Origin of the sequence: Nostoc sp., assembly GCF_036916975.1 — a bacterium.
In the GTDB taxonomy this organism is placed as follows: domain Bacteria; phylum Cyanobacteriota; class Cyanobacteriia; order Cyanobacteriales; family Nostocaceae; genus Nostoc.
Map to the genome: position 1 here is coordinate 54,489 of NZ_JBALFF010000126.1, position 17,978 is coordinate 72,466.

The window sequence follows — 17,978 nt, forward strand, 5'->3', positions numbered from 1 at the left end:
CTTATCGTTATATAGTTTGGTTTTATCTTGCCTACCTACTTAAACTGATTGAGACTTTTCTATATAAAAGCTTTGTCACAGTTCGAGTTACTTCGTCTCCATCCAATTTTCACCGACACGCGCATCTACCAGCAACGGCACACTCAACTGGACTGCATTTTCCATCATCGACTTAATTTGCGGTTGTAATTCTTCCCACTCCTCAGGGGGAATTTCAAACACTAATTCATCGTGAACTTGCAACAACAAACGCGCCTGATAGTTCTTCAAAACCTCATGCAGCCTTACCATTGCAATTTTGATAATATCAGCGTTGGAACCTTGAATTGGTGCATTAGCAGCAGAGCGGAGTAAACCTGCATCATAAGCACCCAAATTCTTCAATTTACTCAGATCAATATCTTCTAGTTTACTGCCTTTTAATTTGCGTAAACTGTTATTAGTAAAGTCAAAATAACGACGACGACCGAAAATAGTTTCTACATAACCAAGAGCGATCGCTTCTTTTTTGACTCGTTCTAAATATGCAAATACTTTCGGATATCTTTCATTAAACCGCTTAATGAACTCGTTGGCAACCGTTTTATCTATCCCAGTTGAGCGCGAAAACCTTAGAGAACCCATTCCATAAATCACGCCAAAATTGATAGTTTTTGCCATCCCTCGTTCTTCTGAGGTTATATTTTCTTTTTCAAACACTAACCGCGCTGTCACAGTGTGAACATCTTCATTTTGCTGATATGCTTGCACTAATATCGGCTCTTGACTCAAATGAGCCAAAATCCGCAATTCAATTTGTGAGTAATCAGCAGCCACCATTAACCAACCAGATTCGGGCAAAAATGCCTTCCGAATTTGGCGACTAAAAGCTGTACGAATGGGGATATTTTGCAAGTTTGGATTAGAAGAAGATAATCTACCAGTTGATGTTGCTGCTTGATTAAAATCAGTATGCACTCGTTGGGTATCTGGACGCACCAATGCAGGTAATGCATCAACATAAGTAGACTTTAATTTAGATAAAGTCCGATACTCAATGATCGCCTCAACAAATCCAGTGTTATCATCTTCTTGAAGTCTTTCTAGCGTTGCTGCATCTGTAGAGAAGCCCGTTTGAATTTTGCGAGAATGTCTAGTGCTTAACCCCAACTTTTCAAACAAAATTTGGCTCAATTGCTTAGGAGAACCCAAGTTAAAATTTTCCCCAGCTATTTGAGTTGCTTCCTCTTTTAACCTGGCTAACTCAGTTTCTAAATGCTGTGAAAGTTCTTGTAAATAAGCTGAATTAATCCGAACACCCGTGTATTCCATTTCGGCTAAAACTGCTTCTAGTGGCTGTTCCACTTCCACTAATAGCTTAGACAAAGTTGGAATTTTATCCAGTTCCTCACGTAATTTCGCCACTAAGCCAAAGGTAGAATAAGCATCCATACCGCAGTAATCTGCTACGGCGGGAATATCTATATCAGCGATGGTTTTACCTTTAGGAACTAAATCCAAATAACTTTTCGCTATTAATCCCAAATATCGCTGCGACAAATCCATCAAATTATGACTTGAATCAGGATTTAGAATATAACTTGCCAGCATGGGATCAAAAACTACTCCCGCCAAATTAATTCCTTGACACTTTAAAACTAAGCGGTCAAATTTGGCATTTTGTAAAGCTTTAGGATAATCAGCACTTTCGAGAATTGGGCGTAATGTTTCTAGCACCAAATCTTTATGCAAATTTTCCCCAGTTTTATGCCCTACAGGAATATAGGCTACCTCATCTGGTTGCATTCCCCAACAGCAACCAATTCCTACTAACTCAGCGTCTCTTGGTTCTAAAGCTGTAGTTTCAGTGTCCCAAGCAACGGGAGTCTCTGGGCTAGTGAATTTTTGCAAAAGTTTCACCAACTCAGTTAATTTTACTTCGGTGTTGATGATGTGTGGTGTAATTGGGGAAGTAGATTGTTGTGTAACTGCTGCTGTATCACTAGCACTGAAAAACCACAAATCATTATCTTCATCAGTGCTGAATTCTGAGTTAGTATTGGGATTAATTACGTCTGTTTTGACTTCTTGTTTCTCTTCAACTTTGCCACCAAAACGTTGTTGAAGGTCGTTTATCTTTCCTAAAAAAAACTTGAATTCTAACTTTTCTAAAATTGGTGATAATAGGCTTGTATCAAAACCTTTTAATTTGCATTTTTCTAAATCAAATTCTATAGGAACATCTAAAACTATGGTTGCCAAATAGCGAGACTTATCGGCATCTTCTTTACCTGTTGCCAGTTTTTTCTGAGTTGCGCCTTTAATTTCATCTAACGCAGCATAAACACGCTCAAGGGAACCATAAGTATTTAGCAGTTGCACTGCTGTCTTTTCGCCAATTCCCTTGACACCAGGAATATTATCTGATTTATCACCACAAAGAGCTTTGAAATCAACAATTTGTGAAGGTAAAACGCCCATTTTTTCTTTGACTTGTTCTGCTTCAAATTCCGTGATGCTATTTGTAGAGCGTTTTAGGGCATCTGGACTAAAATTTAGAACAGTGATTTCTTTGTCAGAGTCGATTAGTTGAAATAAATCGCGATCGCCAGTCAGAATCTTCACCCTATACCCAGCAGCAGCGACTTTTTGTGCTAAGGTTCCCAAAACATCATCAGCCTCAAAACCAGGGGCAGTGAAAATTGGGAGATTGAAGCCATTGAGCAATTCATGCAGGTTTGCTAAGTCGGGAATAAAGTCTTCTGGGGTTTCTTTGCGATCGGCTTTATAAGTCTCGTCAGCTTCATGGCGAAAAGTGGCCTCACCCAAATCAAAAGCGATCGCCATTGCTTGTGGCTGTTGTGTTCCCATTACCTCCAGCAGGCACTTCACAAAACCAAAACATATACTGGTAGGAATCCCCGTTTTAGTACGCAGCCCTCCATCTCGCCCTTTAGCGAAAGCAAAGTATGAACGATACGCCAAGGAGTGTCCATCTACGAGGATGAACGTGGGGCGTGTTGGGGTTGCAGAAGTGATTTCAGACATAGCCCTATTTTAGCCAGAAGTTTTGTCACATAGTTAGCAATTTCAGATGCTCGTTCAGCTTGGCTTTGGTGACAATAGCGTAGTTTTGCGTACAAAGGGACTTCCTAATTAAAAACATCCAATTTTTTCTACTAAGCTAAAAAACAAATAAGCTTGCATAACCCTTATTAAATAGAAATCTTGTGGGGTGGGCAGGAAAGCCCGCCCAGTATATGCAAGTTTATTTGTGGAACAGCTTACCACAGCCTGCTAGAGCCTGTTAACCTCTTACTGAAACTTAAAATCTAGGAAATTATGCCGAAAGCATCTGCCACACATTTGGCATCTACTGATAATCAGGCTGCTACAAAAGACATTAAACTACTAGTTTTGGATATAGATGGCACGATCGCAGGGCATTCTAACACCATCAGCGAACCTGTAAAGCAAGCGATTATTGCAGCCCAAGCACGAGGAATTAAAGTAGCGATCGCCACAGGTAGGATGTATCGTTCAGCCTTGCGCTTTCACCAAGATATCGGCTCTACCCTACCATTAATGGCCTATCAAGGAGCCTGGATTCAAGATCCGATCACTCAAAAAATTCATCGCCATTGGGTTGTTTCCAGAGAAATCGCCCACCAGTTACTCGACTATTTTGAACAGCCTGAGTTGCGATCGCTCCTATCTGTCCACTTCTACATCAACGATCAACTATATGTCCGTGAATTAACCAGAGAAACCCAAATTTATGCAGAACGTTCTGATATTACCGCGATTCCCGTGGGTGATTTGCGTCAAACCTTAACCAATGAACCGACAAAAATTCTCGCTTTGTGCGATGACACTGATGTGATCGACAAGCTATTGGGGAATTTGCGCCGTCAATACACACCGGCTGAACTTTATCTGACAACATCTGTTGCTACTTTCTTTGAAGCAACTAACGCCTCTGTGAATAAGGGAACTGCTGTACGTTACCTAGCCGAAGAATTACTGGGATTACAATTAGCCAACGTTATGGCGATTGGCGATAACTTCAATGATGTGGAAATGCTCGAGTATGTTGGACTGGGTGTAGCTATGGGCAACGCACCAGCAGGAGTGCAAGCGATCGCGCAGTGGGTAGCTCCTAGCGTAGAGGAAGACGGAGCAGCTGTAGCAATTGAAAAGTTTTTGCTCTAATCAGGGCAATTTTTCAAACCTAACCCATATAAATCAGAAAGGACACCGACGACTGGCCGTGTTTCGTCTCGGTGTCCTAGCTGGTTCGCTCCTCACACACCTGTTAATGTAGCTGAGGTGATGCATTGAGTCAAGAGATATATAAAAGTTTTTATTTTTGCCTAAGCGACATTACCGATTTATAACTCCAAGGGCGCAAAAACACCCAAATTTTCCTCTAGCACAAATCTTAATACTGACTGAGTAGCCATAAGCAATCCGAGTCTAGCTTGGGCTAACTCTGGTGAGGTAATTTTCACCTCACCCCAAATCCGGCAATTACACCAGAACTTTTCAAAAGCTTGGCTCAAACTCACCGCTACTTTTTCCCATTTCACAGAACCCTTAACATCAGGGCATTCTATATTGTCTACCACTTGTATTAACTCACCAATTAAACGACGCTCATCTGGGTGATTTAGCCGCAATGTTCCGTCACAATTAAGCCAAGGTAAAGGGTTAGGAGAGATAACACTCCAAAAAGCTGGACTATTATTTGGAACTGGTTTTCTAAGTTTAATCAATCCCTCTCGATCAGCCAGAAGCACTAGCGAACAGCAACGTGCATGAGCATATTGAACAGCAAACAAATTGGGCATCCCTTCGGCTTTGCTCAGGGCAAGTGGGCATTGGGCATTGGCTTTAGTAATCCCCCTTGTCCCCTCATCCCCCCCACTCCCCTCTACAAGACTTTGTAACCAAGTCCCTAACGTCGAGTCAGTTAATTCAAAATGTATCAAACCAGGGGGAACTATTTGGATGCTAAAAACGTCGCCACAAATCCCTGATATATCTGAGGCGATCGCACTGGCAACTTCCATCGCTTTTCGATTCTGAGATTTTGATAGTCCCAGAGACACATTTGAGGTGTAGAAAATTATTTTATTATCTCTACCTTTATATAGATGAATTTTTTCATCTTTTATGCGTTTATTTTCTGCTTTATAAGTATCAATGCTTAGTGAATTTCTTAGATAACTGTACACTAACTGTTTGATTGATATATATTTGCTAACTTGTAATTTATGAGACACGTAATATTATTTAAATCATCATGTAAGATATACTTGTTACTTTTTTGTCATCCGTCTTGCGGTATAAATATAATTTAGATAAAGAAAAATGAGAAGAGGATAAAATTTGATGAATAATCGATGAATAGTAAGTAAACTTTACTACCATCATTGTACAGTAGGAAGTATAACAAAAGAGTAGAGAGTAATTTACTTTCTATTCTTTGGATTGGCTGGCGCTGTTAGGCGTTAAGCCTGCCTTGCCAACACAAAGACACTCCTTGCACCCTTTTATTTACGTCTTTGTCTTCAGCCGAACGCTCTTTGTTACCTATGCAATCTCCATCCTCCTTTTCTGAGGCATCACGGCCTTTTTTAACTTGGCAACGCATTCTTGACTGGGCTCAAGAACACTACCGCTGCCGTACCTTTAGCAAAGATGAGCGCATTCCAGCCCGGCCTGGATTGCTATATTTGGTGCAAAGGGGTGCGATCCGGATGGTAGGAACCGCCCAAGTTAGTGCAACTGCCAGCCAGCTAACGTCTCGACGAATTAACAGAACCCCAGAAGAAGCGTTCTTGGGTTTTGTGGGAGCGGGACAGCCATTTGAAATTGTTGCCCAATCACCATTCACACTCCAGTCTTACGCCCATGTTGACCAAACTGCGGTGTTGTGGATGTACTGGCATGACTTAGACAACTGGCCTCACTTCCGTCGTGAAGTTATGGATGCCTTTAGGTATCAGCACCAGCGTAAGCTACTGTGGCTGAGTGCCTTGGGACAACGCCGCACAATTGACCGACTCTTAGGATTTCTCACATTGTTAATTGAGGAATATGGAGAGCCAGCAATGAGCGACACAGATCCTGATGTGATTCGCGGCTATTGTCTGCCCTTCCCCCTCACCCATGCCCAAATTGGGAGCGCGATTGGTTCGACCCGTGTCACCGTCACCCGCTTAATGGGTAAGCTGCGTCAACGTGGCTTAATCCTTACCCAAGGGGATAATCTAATATGCTTGCCAGCAGAGTCGATTAATAGAGCTGGTTAAAGCCTCTGCCTGAGTTTAATCGCTATTGTCAGCGAATTTTGACAAAACCAGCTTGGGAAATAAGTTCCTGTCCCTGCTCAGTCAGCAGTAAGTTGGCGTAAGCGACACCTGCTTGCTGCTCGGTCTGACCATTCTGTTTGACCACCACAAACAGATTGCGGGTAATCGGGTATTTTCCTGATTGGAAAGCCTCAATGTTCAATTTGTTCCGTTTACCAGGACATTGGGACGGGAGGACAGATGGTTCTTGGTATGGAGCAATATATTGCCCTTGCGTCCGCCCCAACGGCAAGGCTTTGATTGAGCATTGAGGAATCACCTCTGGGGCAGAAGCGTAGTAGATGCTACCAGGACTATCAGCCAATTTTTGCAAGGCTTGGGTGGTTGTGGAGATAAATTCCACATTGGAACTGAAAGGTTGACCACCCAAGATATCTTGGACAAAAAGTTCCACCGTACCGCCATCAGCAATGCGGCGGGAATAGGGCTTAATCGGGATATTGGGGCCGCCCACCTGGCTCCAATTATTGATTTTGCCTGTGTAAATTGACTTTAACTGGTCTATCGTCAGTCCTTGGATGTTAAGGTTGGGGTTAACTGCGATCGCTAAACCATCAATTGCCACAGGAATTTGTTTTAAAGTGAACCCACGCTGCTGGGCGCGACTTAATTCCTGATCTAAAACTGGTCGGGAGGACTGGGCAAAAGCTAGTTGACCGTCTATTAGAGATTGAATGCCAGTACCAGAACCAGGAGATGCATTACTGGGTTCGACATAGCGCAGCCGAAACTCTGGCCGCGCGGCTTGAATTTTTGGATCAACTACCAGCCGAATCGGTGCCCAAGATGTACTGCCTCCGTAATTGAATAATCCTGTAGGAACATCTTGTACTGAAGTGATATTGCCACTAGGATGTTCTGATTGAGGTTGGGGCGTTTTGGTGCTACCAGAATTAATTGCATTTAGGTTAATACCAGATTTTTTAGTAAACCACCAAAAACCGCCACCTATTAGCCCGACTGTAATCAGAATTGATAATACAAGAATAGTTGTTTCATTTTTTTGAGACATAGTAAATTACCCCCGCTTCCATTCAATATAAGTGCTTGTGCTACTTGAGATTGTATTTGGAGGACGGGTGTTTTATTCAAAAATTCTGACACCTCTATGCTTGGTTGAAATTATTCAAGGAACGGACTCAGAAGAAGTCCTCCCCGGAAATAGTTCGTATTTAATCCGCGATCGAGCTTGAGTAGAGAGCCTTTCCCCAGATGGCGATTAAAGATGTCGCCGTAGTTGCCTACAGATGCAAGAACGCGGCGCTGCCACTCCTTGTCAAGACCTAAATCTGGAGCGGATATCGGCATCGCCCCAGCACCGCCCGCATACCAGTGTGTTTCCGGCCTCTCTGCATTGATCAATGTATGAACTGTCCAGGCGACGATCGCTGACCACTGGGCATCCTGGGTTCCGGTGGCGGCGATTACCGGAAAGCTCGTCAGCGACTCTGGGAGGATGCGGCTCGATAATTGGTTTACTCCAGGGTCAAGGCGGATCTTTGCAAGGGTCGTGATTTCACCGGCGATGGCGTGGCAATTTTGCACGTTGTATGTATCGATCATCTCCCCATCCTCAGAGAACGGCCGACGCAACCAGTTTTTGTGGAGCGCACCGAAGTAAGCCGTGAGGCTCCGCTCAACTGAACTGCCAATCATAAAGCAGATGCTTTCTTTGGCTAGGTCGCTGACGTGGTGTGCAGCCGAGGTGGACGCCACCATTACCGCATTAGATTCTACAAAGATAGTAGGGCCAGGCAGCAGCTTACCAGCCAATTTCTGCTCCTCAATTTCCGATCCTGTGAGGAAGTATACGTCGTCTTCTTGGTTACGCACCGCGTCGAAGTCCTTCGGTGTCTCATACTGATGATATTCGATGCGGCCAGAAGCTCCCAGCACGGCGACGGCGATCGCACGGCAGATATCGACGTTTAGACCATTCCAACCACCTGGTTCGGCTGAAGTTGCTAGACCCGTCCGCTCGACGCTGCCACAGCGAACCACATTCCGTTCCTTGACACGTTTGATAACCGAACCCGCCTGAGCATCGGAAATCGAGCAGCAGACACCAAACAGAGTCAGGAAGACTAACACAAAGCGCATGAATTATCCTCAGGGAATGGCGAAAAACGGGGATATGAAGAGTGCTGAGTGGGGAATTTCACTTTTTTACTCAGCACTCAGTGCGAGTAAAAGGTGTTTTGGGCTGAAGGATGGATGGGGTGTGCCTCATCCATCCTTGTCTTTAAGGGTTAGCGGCTGGATAAGTGCTTGGTAGCGCGTTGAAACCCTTGGGGATTTTATTAACTATCCCCTGGCGCTTGTCCTCTGGTGTGACCCCGATCGCCCGACAGCCTTCACCCCCGTAGTGCGGTAGTGTATTCACTATACTATCTGGAATCTTCGCAAAGGAGGCTGGCAGTGGCGGTGAGATACCGAGTAGGCGCTTGGGATCGAAGCCCGACAGCAAGCTATCGGTGATCGGCGAATTGATGTCCCGTGGGCCGAGGTACTTCTGCTCAAATCCTGGCGGGCCGAACTTGTTGAACTCTGGGGAGTTGCCAGCAGCGAGCGCCTGTGCCTCATCGGGTAAGCTGGCAAGGGCAGGCAAACCAAAGATCGTGTTGATGGTCTCGATCACCGAGTTGTGATCGCCCTCGACGTGCGACACGGCGTGCGTCCGGGCGTAGGGTGAGATGAGGATCAGTGGTACACGCACACCACGGGAGAGGGGCAGCCCATCAGGGCCATAGGACAATATCCTTGGTGGTACATGGTCGTAGAAGCCATCGGATTCGTCGTAGGTAATGATGATGGCACTCTGCTGCCAGATTTTGGGATTTGATGCGATCGCGTTGATCGCCCTAGCCGCCATCCCCTCACTGAGTTGGCGATCGCTATAGCCTGGATGGTCGTCATCACCTGACTTTGCGGCATTAATTGCAGCGATCTCATCTGCTGGTGTTTTGGGGTTCGTAATTGGCGGCTTCAGACCCTGCTGGTTTGTATAACCGCCACGAATGTAGAACACGCCGCTTTTGGGCAGCGAATTATTGGCTATGTCGCTAAAAAAGTCATTCAGCCCTCGAAGATTTTTGCTCACCTGCGGCGTGTTGGCAATATAGCCAAAATACTGTGCGCCGTTGTGATGGCTGACATAGGCATTGTGCGAAGCAATTTTGTTGGTATCGGTCGGTTCGAGATCGTAGCCTTCTTGATACCAGCGCCAATTCACCGGCTCAGTCTGGAGTTTGTGGATATAGGGGATATCTTGCTGGATGTCGGCTAGGTCAAATAAAGGATTCTTGTTACTAGCCAATACTGACCGAATATCGCGCCCCTGGAAGGTGAGCGGCAGACTAGCGAAGGTCAGGTTCGAGGCGATATTGCCATCGGCGTAGCTCTCTTTGGCACCAGCAGGTTGCTTGTTGTCTGTCGTTGTGTCGAACTGGGAGCCATAAAAGGGCTGTGGGTCGTTGACCAAGGGTACACCTTGCGTTGTCCCTGTGTGGCTGCCTACGGTGTAGGATTTGCCACTTGCACCTTGCTTGACCCACTGTGTTTCACCCCCCTGCCCCGCGAGCATCGCTACTGCATTCGGGGTTGAGGGCGTGTCTTCAGTTGCAAAAATGTTGTCGAAGACCGTGAAGCGACTAGCCCACTTCCAGAAGAACGGAATAGTGTCGCAGTCGATGTGCGACATGACAAGGCGTGCGAACTGCTTGCCCTCAGCAATGTTGGCTGCTCCACCCTTCGCCGCGAAGCGTGTGTACTCGTCGGAGGCAAACTGATCCATCTGTGGCTTACCGTCCACAACGTGGATCTTGGTTGCCAGTCCGGTGTGCGAGTGGTCAACGCTGTCAACGGCGCTGGCGTTCTGCTCAGATCCGATTCGGAATGGCTCAACTGTGACGGTTGCGCCGTTGGTATCGGTGTAGGTCTGGGTGAATCCCGGTGTTTTTTCTGGGTTACGAGGCTTTTGTCCATCTGAGTAGAGTCCGTTAACACCGGGCAATGTGCCATACTCGTTGTCGAAGGAGTGGTTCTCGTTAAAGATGACGAAGACGTATTTGATCCGCTCCTGAAGCAGCTTTGTGAGCAACTTCGGTGGTAGCTGGGGTTCTTTGCCTGGATCGTTTAAGTATCGTGCCACGTCTGACGTTGGATGTGGCTGAGTTGTGACGGTTGACTTTGCTGGCGAAGCTTGCTGTGCTGAAGACTCGTCTGCGATCGCCGAACCGAGAAACATGGACGGTACGATCGACGAGGAAAGTAGCAATGTTAGAGCAAAATAGAACTTCGTAAATTGTCTCAAAGCACATCTCCTTAGTAATTTCTATCCAGCTAATATCTCTATGCGGAATTTATAAGTAGTATTCATATACCGCAAACAAGTATTTGATTAATTTAGAATAGGTATTTTTGTTCCGCCGTGCTTTATTGTGTTTCCCAACTTTAAGAAACCTTAACACCGTTTTATACAAGCATAATTATGCTGCAATTTAAGCTGTTTTCTTTATTTTAAAACACAAACAGATAGTAGCGAAAAATACTGTTCCAGCAGAACTTTCAGGTTCAGAAACAGGCTCGCTTTTAACGAAACCAACGGCAGTAATGCCAGAACTTTGAACATTTCCAAGGTTGCTATTGTCCAAAAATTTCCCATTATTGGTACTACCCGTCCCTGTGAAATTGCTGTCAAAATAAAGCTCCAAACTGTACAAGTTCTTGTTTTTACCTGTCAATAAACCTGCGTCTGAAAAATCAAGTATATTCTCTTGAATGTAAGCTGTATTGCCAGCCAACTTTTTGGATAATGTTCGCACAATAGTATTATCCTTGACTAAGTTGATTGTCCAATTTGTCAAATTTACAAAAGAACTAGAAGCGGGTAATTGATCTACATCTACTGTGTAACTCCCATTAAAAGAGGCATTTGCTAAATTCACAGGCAGCCCTACTGAACCATCCTCAGATGCAGGAGCAAAATTTCCAGAAATATTAAATGTTTTCAAATTGACAGCCTGGGCAGGATTGCCAATAGCTGCAACCATAGCAAAACCAAGCCCTGCGGTGGCAGTTGCTTGCGATAGCCTTCTCAAAGGTGTTGCACTCAGCATAAGTTTGGTCTTAGTATTTTTGCCCATATAGGTAAGTGCGCTTTTTACACACCGAAAATAATCCCAAAGTGAAGACGCTGCTATGGCTAGGCTTGAAGGTATAAAGAAAAATCCCGAAGTCAGAAATGATTGCATCCACAATCTGTAATCTGATACAAGTTTCACCGCATCAAATTATTCTTGATTTCCCCCACAAGGGACAAGGTAGTTAAACCAATTGTCCATTAGCCTTCTAGATTCGGTAGTTATACCATTTCATTTTAATAATGATACAAATAAATAATCTGCTGTTTGGGACAGGCATTGCCTAGCCCCTACGAGAAATCTATATGTATCAGGATTTTCGTGAATTAGTATTACTCCTACCTCAGCAGTTGCTAAAAATTCCCACTTCTATATTTTGTTACCTCAAAATTAATAAAAAGTTAAGAAAAAGCAAAGTTTATGAAATAGACAAGGTAGTTAAATCAATTGTCCATTAGCCTCTGGATTCGGTAGTTATACCATTTCATTTTAATAATGATACAAATAATCTGGTAAGGGCTAGGCATTGCCTAGCCCCTACGAGAAATCTATATGTATCAGGATTTTCGTGAATTGGTATTACTCCTACCTCATCAGTTGCTAAAAATCCCCACTTCTATATTTGGGCTTAACCGAACCGTATTGAAATTCGCTCAATAGCTGTCCATCCTCTAAGAAAACAGATGAGACAAACTCCGACTTTAAAGACTGGCTATAGTTACTCTGAGAATTAAAGAAAACCACTCGATTATTTAATTCTGACAAATCCAGCTTTTTCAATCAGTTCTTGACTCTGAGGTGTTAGCAGCCAATTTGCATAAGCTTCACCAGCTTGCTGATCTGTTTGACCATTCTGTTTAACAATTACAAATAAATTGCGAGTAATTGCATAGTCTCCACTACGAAACGCCTGACTATTTAAGTGGTTACGTTTATTGGGACATTGAGATTGAGGTACAAGGGGTTCTTGGTAGGGAGGCACAAATTGAGCGCTTGTCCGCCCTAGTGGGAGGGATTTAATTATACACTGGGGTACAACCTCTGGGGCGGAAGCATAGTAAATTCCACCAGGACTTGCAGCTACTTTTCGTACTGCTTCTGTGGTCGTACTAATGTAATTAACGTTATTACCAAAATTCTCTTTATTTAAAATATTTTCCACAAAAAAGTCCACTGTTCCCCCAGCTTCTTTACTGCGAGAGTAGACTGTAATTGGTAAATTTTGCCCACCCAGCTGTTGCCAATTAGTAATTTTCCCGGTGTAGATATCTTTGAGTTGGGCGATAGTTAAACCAGGGATATTGAGATTTAGGTTAACTGCGATCGCAATTCCATCAATCGCCACGGGAATTTCTTTTAAACTAAATCCTTTTTGTTTCGCTTCGGCGTTTTCTTCAGCTTTAACTGAGCGAGAAGATTGAGAAAAAGCTAGTTGATTATCTATCAACATTCTAATGCCAGTTCCAGATCCTGGTTGACCTGAAGGAGGTTGAGTGTAGCGTAAAGTAAATTGAGGGCAAAGGCTTTCTAGTGCAGAGTCTACGTCTTTACGAATGGGTGCCCAGGTTGTACTACCACCATAGTTAAATGTTCCCTCTGGCAGATTTGCCACGTCACATTTCTTGACAGGCTGGTTTACAGGCTGGTTTATGGCATTATCATTGTTACCACCTGTTGAAGTTTTAGTAACAGTTCCATTTAGTTGCGCCCACCGTTCCATAAGAAACCATAAGCCACCAAAGATTAAACCAATGGTGATGATAGCAGCTAAGAAAAGGCTAAGTGTTTCGTTTTTCTGAGACATAGTTAGCTGTTAGCACCAAAAGTTTTTAAAGTAAGAGAGATAATAATTTATAAATAAGTCGAAATACGGCTGTTAGTGAAATGGTTACTAAGGCTGCTGCAAGTGATAAAATTACTACTGCCTGAATACCAAGACCCCCCTGTAAAAAAGGGATAAAAAAAATAACAGCAAAACTAATTGTTGGAATAATTAATAAATCGAACTTTTCAATCCACCGCCTAGTTTGGGCAAAAATTAGTATACCTAAAATCACACATGCAACAGTGAAAGTAACTATTGGTGATTTTACTAGACTGAAGAGTGCGATCGCAATTAATCCCCCTTCAAATCCACTAAATGCCGCTCCAGCCAGCAATTCCACTGTCGAAAACACTGGTTGAGTTGGTGAACGGGGGGGGACGACGGGACTAGAATTAGGTGGTTGTGGCGGAAGGGTTACAGAGGGCGAATTAAGTTGTGTAGGGGCTTGAGCCGCTTGTGAGTTAAGTGCATCTAAAACTTCTTGGGCTGACTGGAAGCGCTCCTTAGCAGCAGGTAGCAGCATCTTATCTAATACCTCAGCAAGGCGAGGGCTGACAGTCACTTGCGATCGCCATTTCCACTGGTTGCTATAGGCATCAAATAGTTGAACTGCTTCTTGATTTGTCAACAAAATAATAATAGTTACAGCCAAAGCGTATAAATCCGTAGATGGGAATACTTGACCCCCAGCCATCTGCTCTGGCGGTGCAAATCCCATAGAATAAATTCCTGTGGAAGAAGCAGCAGAACCAAGTGCAACATTTGTTACTTGTTTAACTGCGCCAAAATCTAGTAGAAAAAGTCTCCCATCACGACGGCGCATGATATTAGAGGGTTTAATATCTCTGTGGATAATCCCTCTATGATGAACAAACTTTAGCACCTTCAGGATTTCTTGCAGCACCTCCAACACTTGCTGCTCAGAAAATTTGCCTTGTTGAACTAATTCTTCCTCTAAGTTTTGCCCATCAATGTATTCTTGTACCAAGTAAAAAAACTGGTCTTGCTGTCCTGGTTGCAAACCATTAACTATGACTGGAAAGAAAGCAAACAAGTTAGGGATTTGCTCGTGATCGTTACCCAGTTGTGATAAAACTTCTGCCTCTCTTTCAAACATCAACTGTGCTTGTTGCAGTTGATTTAAGCTTAAATTTCCCGCCGGTTGAAACTGTTTAACTACGCATTGACGCATTCCTGGAATTCGGCGATCGCGTGCCAAAAAAGCGGCTCCAAATCCTCCCCTTCCCAGTAGCTTCACGGTGACATATCGACCATCTAGCAGCAATGGCATACCACAGGTAGTACAGAATTTTTGCTGCGTTGTTTTCAGCGCCGTAATATCATCTAAATCGGCAAAATAGTTTTGTGGGCGTGGGCAACGTGGACGAGTACAGTAAACTTCCATTTTCGTGATTAGTCATTAGTCAAAATAATTCGTAATTGATAATGCGTAATTCGTAATTCATTCAGGTTACATAGAAACTAAATCTCTTTATCAAGAACAGGAAACTTTTTAACTGATGTCAAATTCTTAGCTTGCTTACGGTATGCTACGCGAAAAGCTATGAAATAATAATTACGAATTACGAATTACGAATTATTTGCTCATTGATCATTTACAAAAAACATAGGATAAATAACGTAGACGCCCTAAGGGTAGGACTAATCACCATTTAGTCGTCAGCGGCAGAGGTGGATGTCGTTATATCCAATGTAGATATCACTATGCTTTTTTGTGCCAATGCTAACACATCTTGACTCCATCCAGGATTAGCAAACTGGGGCAAAATTTCCCGACTAAAAGCTTCTGCGGCCTTGGATCTATAGCGATTAGGATTAAAAATCAGCCACAGTGTCCGTTTGACGACAACGCCTTCAATGGGGGTACGGTGCAGAACACCCATTTGTAACTCTTTAGCGATCGCACTAGTTGAAACAAAGGCAGCGCCCAAACCAGATTGCACAGCATTTTTAATTGCTTCAATGGAATTTAATTCCATTTCTACCTTAAAACGTCTGGTATCAATTTCACAGCGTGCTAGCACTTGGTCAATTACTTTGCGGATAGTCGATTGGGAATCTAGGGCAATGAATTGTAATTTGTATAGGTCTTCTTTTTGGATTTTTTCCAGTTTGCTAAAGGGATGAAAAACAGGTAGAATTAGCGCTAGTTCGTCTTCAGCGTAAGGAACAACTTCTAAAGATTCTGACAGTTCGCCGGGAATTTCACCGCCGATAATTGCCAAATCAACTTGTCCGTTAGCGACACTCCAAGCAGTCCGCCGGGTAGAGTGGACGTGTAATTGCACTGCCACATCTGGATATTTTTGTCGGAACATGCCGATCATTCTAGGCAAAAGATAAGTGCCGGTGGTTTGAGAAGCACCGACAATTAAAGTACCGCCTTGGAGATTTTGTAAATCCTCGATCGCGCGGCAGGTTTCCTGACACAGACTGAGGATTTTTTCACCGTAACTTAGAAGTAGATGCCCTGCTTCGGTTAATTGGGCGCGTCGTCCTCCCCGATCGAATAGGGGGACATCTAGCTGCCGTTCGAGATTTTGCACTTGCAAGCTGACGGCAGGTTGCGAAACGTAAAGACTATCAGCGGCACGCTTGAAGCTTCCTTCTTGGGCGATCGCTTTTAAAATACGTAACTGATCTAAAGTGAAAGGAAGGTCAGACATAAGGCTCAAACCACAAATTTTGAAAGGAGCGGATGCACACAACAAATCAAATTTGGCATAAATTAGCCGGACATGATTTGTTGCATATTAAACTTGAAGGCTTGACTGGAAAAACACAGTAGCACAACATCTTGACTAAAGTCTCCTTTTGAATACTTTGTAGTATTGGTTGTACTGAGTTCCATTTTCTTTAAATTATTTCATCCGTGTATATGCTGTTGATTTCTTGGTTGACACCCAGTCATTTTGTCATGCTGGGGCTACAAATAGTTTTTGCGATCGCTCACAGTGGAGGCGCTGCTTTCCGTCCAAAAGCCGAAAAATATATTGGTGCAAGGCTTTATCGCGTTCTCTTTGCATTAGTTAGCCTACCTTTGGCTGTCATATTAATTATTTACTTTTTTGGGCATCGCTATGATGGTTTGCAACTTTGGCAGGTACAAGGAGTACCAGGAGTGCAAGAATTTGTTTGGCTGCTGTCAGCTATCTCGTTTTTATTTTTATATCCTGCTACCTTCAATCTACTAGAAGTTGCTGCCATTCAAAAGCCCCAAGTTCATCTCTACGAAACAGGAATTATTCGGATTACCCGTCATCCCCAGATGGTAGGACAAATAATTTGGTGTATTGCCCATACTCTCTGGCTGGGTACTACCTTTACCCTTGTGACTTCCATTGGATTAGTGTTGCATCACTTGTTTGGAGTTTGGCACGGCGATCGCCGTTTGAGCGATCGCTATGGAGAAGCCTTTGAAATTGCCAAACAACGGACTTCAATTATTCCCTTTAAAGCAATTCTCGACGGGCGTCAATCTATCAAATGGCAGGAATTTCTTCGTCCTTCCTATTTGGGAGTTGCCATTTTTATAGTTTTGCTGTGGTTGTCGCATCCTTTGTTGCTCGAAGCAACTAGTAAGATAAGATGGGAAATCTAGGCGATCCCCAGTATCAGCATAAAATCAAAAATAGATGAGGATTTCAGCTTATCAATTGCCCTAAATCAATGTAGGATAAGTTCAAACATCTATGGATGGGGGTGGTCTGAGTCAAGTTAAGATTTTAAATTGGTAGTTGTTGGTCAGTTGCTTTTCCTTAGGAAAAAATGGCAGATTCAGTCAGATCCCCAGGTGGCCACGGCAATCAGGAGTTTAACATTCAAAAAAGCCAGCGCGAATTCCCCGGTGGCTTTTTTCTCAGAGACACATCAACGCGCTCGATTTTTCCCTAATTATTCTGTGTCCTGAGTTTTGGTTCCTGAAAGCATATATCGGCAGTTACTGACTTGCCAATCCTTCACTTCAAAGCTGATAGGTAGTTTAATATAAAAACCTTATAATCCAAGAGGCGTCATGGTGTTGTCGGTTAGTGAGCAAACATTTACTCAAGAAGTTTTAGAATCACCTATTCCTGTTTTAGTTAATTTTGAAGCACCTTGGTGTGGCTTGTGTCGGATTATCCACCCACTGTTATTGCAATTTCAAGCCCAATGTGGTGAAGAAATTAAATTAGTTGGGGTTAACGCCGATCAAAATTTTAAATTGTCAACTACTTATAGGCTAAAATCACTACCCACTTTACTATTGATTGAAAATGGCACTATTCGCCATCGCTTGGAATGCTTTCGCGGTAGAGAAGATTTACGTCTAGCTTTAGAAGACATTAAAGCTAGGTACAGCAATTGCCCAAAAATTTATAAAAGTTCAAAGACAGTGGACTTAGAGTGTCGGTCAGCCTGATGCATATAGGGCATAGGGCAAAACAGTGCTGAGTTAGGAGTTAGGAGTTAGGAGTTAGGAGTTAGGAGTTTGGAGTTTGGAGTTTGGAGTTAGGAGTTTGGAGTTAGGAGTTAGGAGTTAGGAATTAGGAGTTTGGAGTTAGGAATTAGGAGTTTGGAGTTTGGAGTTATTCTCCCCTCTGCTGACTCGGAACTCGGAACTGAGCACTCTTGAGGGGCATAGGGCTAAAGACC

At 43.6% G+C, this 17,978-nt stretch carries 13 protein-coding genes; 4 read left to right on the forward strand and 9 right to left on the reverse strand.

Annotated elements, in window-relative coordinates:
* Window positions 1-87 precede the first annotated feature (87 nt).
* Window positions 88-3,027 carry a DNA polymerase I gene (polA, locus tag V7K73_RS28685; protein ID WP_334885322.1) on the reverse strand — a complete coding sequence of 980 codons (2,940 nt, stop codon included), beginning with the start codon at window positions 3,025-3,027 and terminating at the stop codon, window positions 88-90.
* A 294-nt stretch (window positions 3,028-3,321) separates the two neighbouring features.
* On the opposite strand from polA, the gene V7K73_RS28690 reads away from it, so the two are divergent.
* A complete protein-coding gene (locus tag V7K73_RS28690; RefSeq protein ID WP_334885324.1) occupies window positions 3,322-4,191 on the forward strand; it encodes a Cof-type HAD-IIB family hydrolase in 870 nt (289 codons plus the stop codon).
* 179 nt (window positions 4,192-4,370) lie between these two features.
* On the opposite strand, the gene V7K73_RS28695 is transcribed toward V7K73_RS28690, so the two are convergent.
* Complete coding sequence (locus V7K73_RS28695) at window positions 4,371-5,264, reverse strand: DALR anticodon-binding domain-containing protein (RefSeq protein ID WP_334885326.1); 894 nt, start codon at window positions 5,262-5,264, stop codon at window positions 4,371-4,373.
* A 312-nt stretch (window positions 5,265-5,576) separates the two neighbouring features.
* On the opposite strand from V7K73_RS28695, the gene V7K73_RS28700 reads away from it, so the two are divergent.
* The gene (locus tag V7K73_RS28700) at window positions 5,577-6,296 is read left to right on the forward strand and encodes a Crp/Fnr family transcriptional regulator (protein ID WP_100901811.1); all 720 of its coding nucleotides are present in this window, start codon (window positions 5,577-5,579) and stop codon (window positions 6,294-6,296) included.
* 28 nt (window positions 6,297-6,324) lie between these two features.
* Here V7K73_RS28700 and V7K73_RS28705 read toward each other — a convergent pair whose 3' ends face one another.
* From V7K73_RS28705 to V7K73_RS28735, 7 genes are all read right to left on the reverse strand, one after another.
* On the reverse strand, window positions 6,325-7,368 hold the full coding sequence (locus V7K73_RS28705; protein ID WP_334885328.1) for a PstS family phosphate ABC transporter substrate-binding protein: 1,044 nt from the start codon (window positions 7,366-7,368) through the stop codon (window positions 6,325-6,327).
* Window positions 7,369-7,478: 110 nt separating this feature from the next.
* Window positions 7,479-8,456, reverse strand: coding sequence for a hypothetical protein (locus V7K73_RS28710; RefSeq protein WP_334885330.1), 978 nt, complete (start codon window positions 8,454-8,456; stop codon window positions 7,479-7,481).
* A 142-nt stretch (window positions 8,457-8,598) separates the two neighbouring features.
* Window positions 8,599-10,506, reverse strand: a complete 1,908-nt coding sequence (locus V7K73_RS28715; RefSeq protein WP_334885331.1) for a phospholipase C — start codon at window positions 10,504-10,506, stop codon at window positions 8,599-8,601.
* A 349-nt stretch (window positions 10,507-10,855) separates the two neighbouring features.
* Window positions 10,856-11,608 carry a PEP-CTERM sorting domain-containing protein gene (locus V7K73_RS28720; RefSeq protein ID WP_334885332.1) on the reverse strand — a complete coding sequence of 251 codons (753 nt, stop codon included), beginning with the start codon at window positions 11,606-11,608 and terminating at the stop codon, window positions 10,856-10,858.
* A gap of 637 nt (window positions 11,609-12,245) precedes the next feature.
* On the reverse strand, window positions 12,246-13,301 hold the full coding sequence (locus tag V7K73_RS28725; protein ID WP_334885333.1) for a PstS family phosphate ABC transporter substrate-binding protein: 1,056 nt from the start codon (window positions 13,299-13,301) through the stop codon (window positions 12,246-12,248).
* A 25-nt stretch (window positions 13,302-13,326) separates the two neighbouring features.
* Window positions 13,327-14,727 (reverse strand): serine/threonine-protein kinase, encoded by a 1,401-nt coding sequence (locus V7K73_RS28730; protein ID WP_334885335.1) that lies wholly within the window; start codon window positions 14,725-14,727, stop codon window positions 13,327-13,329.
* 268 nt (window positions 14,728-14,995) lie between these two features.
* Window positions 14,996-16,009 carry a LysR family transcriptional regulator gene (locus V7K73_RS28735; protein ID WP_334885337.1) on the reverse strand — a complete coding sequence of 338 codons (1,014 nt, stop codon included), beginning with the start codon at window positions 16,007-16,009 and terminating at the stop codon, window positions 14,996-14,998.
* Window positions 16,010-16,221: 212 nt separating this feature from the next.
* On the opposite strand from V7K73_RS28735, the gene V7K73_RS28740 reads away from it, so the two are divergent.
* On the forward strand, window positions 16,222-16,944 hold the full coding sequence (locus V7K73_RS28740) for an NnrU family protein (RefSeq protein ID WP_334885339.1): 723 nt from the start codon (window positions 16,222-16,224) through the stop codon (window positions 16,942-16,944).
* Between the two features lie 414 nt (window positions 16,945-17,358).
* Window positions 17,359-17,745 (forward strand): thioredoxin family protein, encoded by a 387-nt coding sequence (locus V7K73_RS28745; protein WP_334885340.1) that lies wholly within the window; start codon window positions 17,359-17,361, stop codon window positions 17,743-17,745.
* The last annotated feature ends 233 nt before the right edge of the window (window positions 17,746-17,978 follow it).